At 66.1% G+C, this 6,726-nt stretch carries 6 protein-coding genes and 2 pseudogenes; 2 read left to right on the top strand and 6 right to left on the bottom strand.

Annotated features, from left to right (window positions below):
• From DPV74_RS37730 to DPV74_RS37705, 6 genes and pseudogenes are all read right to left on the bottom strand, one after another.
• A pseudogene (locus DPV74_RS37730) lies at positions 1–403 on the bottom strand (glycoside hydrolase family 2 protein); the annotation flags it as partial.
• On the bottom strand, positions 400–1,458 hold the full coding sequence (locus DPV74_RS37725) for a DUF1839 family protein (protein WP_059683828.1): 1,059 nt from the start codon (positions 1,456–1,458) through the stop codon (positions 400–402). The pseudogene DPV74_RS37730 and the gene DPV74_RS37725, both read right to left, overlap by 4 nt.
• Positions 1,455–2,429, bottom strand: coding sequence for an amino acid--[acyl-carrier-protein] ligase (locus tag DPV74_RS37720; protein ID WP_119339034.1), 975 nt, complete (start codon positions 2,427–2,429; stop codon positions 1,455–1,457). Before DPV74_RS37720 ends, DPV74_RS37725 begins: the two co-directional genes overlap by 4 nt.
• Positions 2,426–3,622 (bottom strand): acyl-CoA dehydrogenase family protein, encoded by a 1,197-nt coding sequence (locus DPV74_RS37715; protein ID WP_060171107.1) that lies wholly within the window; start codon positions 3,620–3,622, stop codon positions 2,426–2,428. Before DPV74_RS37715 ends, DPV74_RS37720 begins: the two co-directional genes overlap by 4 nt.
• A complete protein-coding gene (locus DPV74_RS37710) occupies positions 3,619–3,870 on the bottom strand; it encodes an acyl carrier protein (RefSeq protein WP_006490451.1) in 252 nt (83 codons plus the stop codon). Before DPV74_RS37710 ends, DPV74_RS37715 begins: the two co-directional genes overlap by 4 nt.
• A gap of 190 nt (positions 3,871–4,060) precedes the next feature.
• Positions 4,061–4,843, bottom strand: a complete 783-nt coding sequence (locus DPV74_RS37705; RefSeq protein WP_027791416.1) for a Crp/Fnr family transcriptional regulator — start codon at positions 4,841–4,843, stop codon at positions 4,061–4,063.
• Positions 4,844–5,766: 923 nt separating this feature from the next.
• On the opposite strand from DPV74_RS37705, the gene DPV74_RS37700 reads away from it, so the two are divergent.
• Positions 5,767–6,549 (top strand): Crp/Fnr family transcriptional regulator, encoded by a 783-nt coding sequence (locus DPV74_RS37700; protein WP_027791417.1) that lies wholly within the window; start codon positions 5,767–5,769, stop codon positions 6,547–6,549.
• A 32-nt stretch (positions 6,550–6,581) separates the two neighbouring features.
• Positions 6,582–6,726: pseudogene (locus tag DPV74_RS37695) on the top strand (undecaprenyl-phosphate glucose phosphotransferase); the annotation flags it as partial.

The raw sequence follows: 6,726 nt of genomic DNA, 5'->3' as shown, positions 1-6,726 counted from the left end.
GCGGCGCGCGCGCGTCGCGCAGGTGCGGGGCGAGCGCGCGGAAACAGAGGGTCAGCCGGTGCGACCCGTCGAGCGACACGGGCACGTCGTGCGCGACGAACATGCTGTCGGAGCGGAGGATCGGCGTGTCGTCGAGCCACGCCTGCGCGAGCGTCGCGAGGCCGTGAAAGCGCAGCACGCGCGGCCCGTGTCCGCGCAGTTCGATCCGGTACCAGTGGTCGCGTTCGTCGAGCGATACGGCTTCGTCGAGCCGGCCGGCGAGCGCGAGCGACTGTGCGACGGTACCGGGCACGGCCGCCGGAATCCAGCCGTTGCCGGCGGCCGGGAGATCGCGCGGTTCCCGTGCGGCCCCCGCGGCCGTCGCCAGCATCGACCACGCGGGCAGGGCGCGCGTGCGCGTCACCGCATGACCGGCACGGGTGCCGCCGCGTCGCTGTGCACGGGCGTCATGTGCCGCAGCGGCAAGCCGATCTGCCGCGCGCACGCGACCACGTCCGCGTAGGCGGCTTCGATCGCTTCGAGCGTCGAATCGCCGCGTTCTTCCTTGCCGCGCGCGCAGGCGCGTGCGAGCCGGAATTCCAGCACCATCGCTTCGGACGCGATGCGGTCGCACGCGGCGCGGATCTCGGCGAACGGCCCGACGCAGCCGCTGGCCTGCAGCCAGCGCGCGTAATGGCCGAACAGCTCGAAGTTCGCGCCGAGCTGCCGCACCGAGTTGAACGAGTACGCATGAAAGCGCTCGAGCGGCGAATCGGCGAGCGTCCGCGCGTCGGTCTGCAACTGCCGCCGGAACGCGGCGATCGGGTCGACCACCGGCAGGCGCCGCAGGTGGCGCTGCAGCGCGGCGAGCGACGTCTCGCACAGCGTGCGTTCGTCGAGCGGCGCAAACCGCCGTTTCGCGCATTCGACATACGGTGGCAGCGTCATCGGCGAGCTGCCGCCGACGAGCCCGTCGTAGTCGAAATCCTCGGCCACGTAATAACCGCTGTTGTGGAAGTAGCCGATCTGGCGATTCGCGCGGTCGATCGCATCGATGCCGATCGTCGTCTTCGTGTGCTGCGTGCGGTAGCTGCTGCCGCGCGTATCGGGCAGGAACCACGCGTCGACTTCGACGATCATCAGGTGACCGCGCGCGACCTGCGTCTCGATGTGCCGGTCGAGCGGTTCGTAGATCGAGTGCTCCTGCACGACGATGCCGTACAGCCGCTCCAGTTCGTCGTGCGGAAACTTGAAGAACGTGAACTGGTCGCCCTCGAAATCGAGCGCGATCGTGAACGGCAGCGCCGCGTACGGATTGAAGCCCCACCACCGGAGCACTTCGAGCCACATGTCGACGTAGCAGTTGGTCTGCTTCCAGACCATCTCCTGGCTGTGCAGCGGATGCGGCCGGTAGTGGCGCGCACGGTGGCGCACATCCTCGAACGACGCGTCTTCGCCGTCGCGGGACACGAATCTCATCGCGTGCCCCACAGCACGTCGCGGACTTCACGCGGCCATGCATCGATGTCGAAGCCGTGGTGGCGGAACAGCGCGAGCGTGAGCCGTTCGAGGCCGAAGCCGACGCAGCCCGTGTGCGCGACCTCGTCCGTCGCGGTGCGGATGTTCCACAGCAGCCCGAAATGGTCCATGTGGTAATTGAAGCTCAGGCAGGCGGTCTGGCGATCGTCGTGCTCGATCGGGATCAGCAGCTCGAACTTCAGGTTCTGCTCGCGCTGGCTGTTCGCGACGATCTTGCCGCCGCGCCCGAAGAACGGGTCGTTCGCGAGGTCGATCGCGTTGGGCAGGCGCAGCGCCTCGATCATCCGCGTGCCGCGTTCGATCCAGGTCTCGCGGAACGAGACGATCTGCTCGGGCGTGCCGATCCGCACGTATTCGCGCATCCGGAACAACTGCATGCGGGTCGGATCGAGCGACGGCTCGTGGCGGAAGCAGTACGAGAATACGTCGACGATCCGGCCGTCGGCCGGCAGCGCGCCCGCGCGCGCCACGACAGGGTAGACGGGGTAGCACGCGGCCGGCGTCATCACGACATAGGTCGGCTTCTGGCTTTCCGTCCAGTCGTCGCCGCGGTCGAGGCACTGCAGTACGCGCTGGTGCTGGCGTTCGTCGCCGCAGAACGCATGTACGCTGCCCGCGAGCTGCGGGAAGCTCTTCATGTATTCGCTGCGCTCGAACTCGATGCGGCTCATGGCCGGCGGGAAGCGCAGCACTTCGGCCTGCTGGTCGGCGCCGATGCGCGTGACGAACGCGTCGAGCGCTTCCACGACGCGCTCGAACCGTTCGCTGCGGCCGAACAGGCCCTGGATACCGGTCGAGACCAGCAGGCCCGCGTCGATCAGTTCGTCGCGCAGCGGGTTGACGCCCGCGCGGTCGAGCGGTGCGTCGGCGGGAGCGGAGACGGCGGAGGGCACGGCAAGGCGATCGTTCACGTATGTTTCTCCAGCGTCGCAGGACGCAGCGCGAGCAGCAGGTTCGAGGTGTTGGTGGCAATGCGGTCGTTGCTGATCATCAGCGGCGCCGCATGCAGGTCGCGAATGTGGCGGCCGATGCTGAACGGCGTGCCTTGCTTGTAGCCGGCCATCCCGCAGATCATCATGGCCTGGTGCGCGACTTCCAGCGCGGTCGTCGACACGTAGGTCTTCAGCGTGTTGATCTCGGCGGCCCAGGCCATCCCGGCCGACCACGAGCGCGCGGTCGCATTCGCATGGAGGCGCAGCACGTTGTCGACGCGGGCCTGCATCGCCTGCATCAGCGCGAGCGATTCGGCGATGCGTCGCGACGCGGGCGACGGTGCGCCGTCGGTCTGGCGTGCCTGCGCGCGGAAGAACTGGTGCGCGCGATGGAACGCGTCGCCGGCCACGCCGATCCAGACCGCGGCCCACAGGATGTGCGACACCGGCACCATCGTTTCCTCGGCGATCTTCGCGAACGGCACCGGCAGGCACTGGACGGCGGCGCCTTGCGCGTCGAGCTCGAAACCGTTGCTGCAGGTGCCGCGCATCCCGAGCGTGTCCCATTCGCCGCGGCGCGTGAGCGTGTAGCCGTCGCGCAGCAGCGTGACGAGCACCTGCTCGGAAGCCGGGGCGTCCGCATCGCGTCGTGCGGTCGCGAGGATGCCGTCCGCATAGTCGCCGTACGAGATCGTCGGCGCGGATTTGCGCAGCCGGAACTCGCCGTTGTCGGTTTCGAGCGCGCACTGGCTCGCGCGCAGGTTGCCGCCGACGCCGTTTTCCGACGTAGCCGATGCGAGCAGCCACTGGTGGCGCACGAGTTGCTGCAGGAACAGCTTGTGCCAGCCCTGGTCGACCGCGTGGTCGACGATGCAGGCGACCTGGATCTGGTGCATCGCGAACACCATGGCCGACGACGCGCAGGCCTGGCCGAGAATCGAACAGGCCGACGCGATGTCCTCCAGCGACGCGCCAGCGCCGCCGAGATGGGTCGGCACCATTGCGCCGAGCAGGCGGCGCGCGCGCATCGCCTCGATCGCCTCGACGGGGCAGCGCGCGTCGCGGTCGACCGCGTCCGCGTGCTGCGCGGCGATCTGCGCGACGGCATGCGCGGCCTCGTCGAGCCGATGCGCATCGCTGTCGGTCGCGAGTTCGGGAAGCAGCGCGCTCATGCGGAATGCTCGGTGCGTTGCAGCGTGGCGATCGTGTCCGCGAGCGCGTCGATGCTGCGGAACAGGTTGCGGTTCAGCATCTCGTCGGGAATCTCGATGTTGAATTGCTTCTCGATCGCGAGCATCAGCTGGATCGTATCGAGCGACGAGAGGCCCGCTTCGTAGAGGTCGTCCCCGTCGCCGATCGAATCGATCGCGGCTTCGAGGTGGGCGACGTGCTTGAGGATGGTTCTGATTTCGTTTTTCACGTGCTGCTCCGGCGTGCGTGGTGTCGTCCGCTCGGGCAGACGCGGCATACGCGCTGACGTCCCCCCGGCAGTCCGGCATCAGTAGACCATTGGCAGGCACGGCGTTCTGTTCGCCACCCTACAAACCGCTAACCCTGCGTACCGAGGAAGCGCAGCGCCGAAGCGCCGCGCGGGCAGGTGGGGAGGCGGGTCAGGCGCGCGAAGCGGCCGGCACACCCGAGTCGGCCGACAGGATGCGCTTCATCTCGTCGCGCACGATCGCGCGGCAGCCGCACGACATCTTCTCGAGACCGTCGAGGTCGGCGAGCTCGATCGAACTCCGGTATTGCCGGATCAGGCCCAGCTTCTGGATCTCGCCGGCGGCATCGGTGACCGTTTCGCGTCGCACGCCGAGCATCTGCGCCAGCATGCTGTGCGTCACCTGGATCTCGATGCTGCGGGTCCGGTCGTACGCGAGCAGGAACCATCTGCATAACTGATGTTTGAGCACGTGATGACGGCTGCAGAACGTGATCTGCGAGACCTGCGCCATCAGCAGCCGCACGCAGACGAACACGAGATGGCGAATGACCGGCGAAGCGTCGAACGCGGCGGCGAACACGCGCCGGTCGAGCCGGTAGGCGAAACCGTCGCGGCAGGCCACTGCCCGGCAGGGCATCCGGCCGCTGCCGCCGATCACGTCGTCGCACGCCACGCTCTCGCTGCCGATCTCCGCGACTTCCAGCGTCATGCCGCCGGACGACACGTACTGCAGCGAAATCGCGGTCGTGACGGGCAGGTAGACCGCGGCGAGCATTTCGCCGGGCTCGCAGAGTACTTGCCCCGATTTCAGGTGGACAAGTTGAAGGTGGGGGGCGAATGTCGCGAGCTCGTCGCGGTCGACGGCCGCGAGAAACCGGTTCGCATCGAAGCTGTGAGAAAGCTCGATCATGCCGTTCGCGTACGCGACGGTGTCAGGGGCCTGGTGAGTCACGGCGCATCCTCGTAGGGTGGCGGTCGCGCGTCGTCTCGGCGATACCCCGAAAATGGGGAATTCGCACGATCGTGCGGACTTGTGTTCGTCAGAAATGGAGTGACGATACTCGCGAAAAGGCTAACACGCCATTGAATTCGATCAATTGCACATTGCGTCATTTCACAAAGTTTGACGATTTTTGGCGGGCTGGAATGTTATCCGGATTTAATGATTCGTTTTAGTGGAATTAATCATCCGGAAATCGAATGGGACGTTTGACATTCATTCGATGTCGAACGGGAATCAATCGAACGGTGCCGTGCTTCGTGCGGAGAAAGTGCCGGGCGGACATTGAACATTATTTGACAATCGAATGACGCTCGCAAAAATATCCATAAAAATCAATTGTGTACGAGCGAAATGTGCGTCAGGTAACAGAGCCTGAATTTAGTGTGTCGATTCAAATTTGAGACAGTTTCAAACGGCCGTGCGAGGCATGATGCCGCAGCGAAGTGCTGCAGGGCACATCACGGAAACAATTGAAAATCGACTGTAAGTATATGAGCGACAAGCCTGGCAGCCCCGCCGTATCTGTCTTGGTTCGATGCAGGGGAAATGATCAGTCAAATAGCTCGCGGTGTCCGGCGCCCGGAAGAGTGTCCGGAAATGAGACGCTTTTTCTGGTTTTGAGCCGGTAATTCGGGCGATCTAAATCGGGCGTGATTCACATATTAAGGATGGACAAGGTTTGGCACGTAAATCGCTTATTCGGGCTGGCGTGTCGAAACGGGACGGCCGATTCGATCCGGCGGCAATGAGCCGGGGGTCGGTCGGAATCAGGGTTGTGGGCCGCAACCACCGCCGACGTCCGGGCGCGCATCGCGATAACGAGTTCCGTGCACGCGGCTGCATGCGGCGCGAACGATAAAAGGGATACAGACATGCTTCATCTTCACTCGAGCTACTCGGCGAATGCCATCCTCGATGCCCTCCCGGAGGACAGCATCCGCACCATCGCACCGCATCTCGAACTGGTCAGGATCAAGGCCGGGATGCTCGAGCGGGTCGGCGAACCGATGCGCCACGTGCATTTCCCGACGACGTCGATGATGTCGGTGCAGCACCTGATGGAGGATGGTGCGATGGTCGAGGTGGCGCAGGTCGGCCGCGAGGGAGTGGTCGGTCTGGCGACGCTGGTCGGTGGCGCCGCGGCGTCGCACCGGATCGAGGTCCGCATCGGCGGGATGGCCTATCGTGTGCCGAGCTGCGTGATGCGCGCCGAATTCGAGCGGTCGCCGGCGACCTACCGGCTGCTGCTCAGCTACTGCCAGGCCGCGATGGCGCAGATCTCGCGCAGCGCGCTGTGCAACCGGCATCACTCGGTCAGCGAGCAGCTCAGCCGCTGGCTGCTGCTCGCGCACGACCGCATCGACGGCGACGAACTGGCGGTCACGCAGCAGACGATCGCGAACATGCTCGGCGTGCGGCGCGAAGGCGTGACGGAAGCGGCCGGCAACCTGCAGGAAGCCGGACTGATCCGGCAGCGCCGCGGCCGCATCACGGTGCTCGACCGCGACGGCCTCGAACATCACGCGTGCGAATGCTACGACCTGATTCGCGCCGACTATCGCAGGCTGCTCGGCACCCGCGAGACGGCGAGGCCGACACCCGTTCGGCCCCGCATGCCGGACGGGCATCGCGGGTTCCCCGCACATGGTGCGTGACGATGCAGCCGAGGTTCGGTGGAACGAATGCGATGCGGCGTGCCGCGATCGCAGCGACCGACGCCGTACTCGTGCTGGCCGGCGCGCTCGCGGCGCAGGCGGCCTCGGGCCTCGCGTGGCGCGCGCTGTCCGACGCGCAGCGCGGCACGATCGCGCTGCTGTGCGTGCTGACGGTGG

Source organism: Burkholderia sp. HAN2018 (assembly GCF_024704855.1).
Lineage (GTDB): Bacteria > Pseudomonadota > Gammaproteobacteria > Burkholderiales > Burkholderiaceae > Burkholderia > Burkholderia cepacia.
Note: the sequence above shows the minus strand (reverse complement) of the source record. Positions and strands in the feature narration are given on the sequence as shown.

Coding starts and splice junctions, on each gene's coding strand:
- DPV74_RS37700 (WP_027791417.1), top strand. CDS start 5,767: ATGCTTCATCTTCACTCGAGCTACTCGGCGAATGCCATCCTCGATGCC.
- DPV74_RS37715 (WP_060171107.1), bottom strand. CDS start 3,622: ATGAGCGCGCTGCTTCCCGAACTCGCGACCGACAGCGATGCGCATCGG.
- DPV74_RS37725 (WP_059683828.1), bottom strand. CDS start 1,458: ATGAGATTCGTGTCCCGCGACGGCGAAGACGCGTCGTTCGAGGATGTG.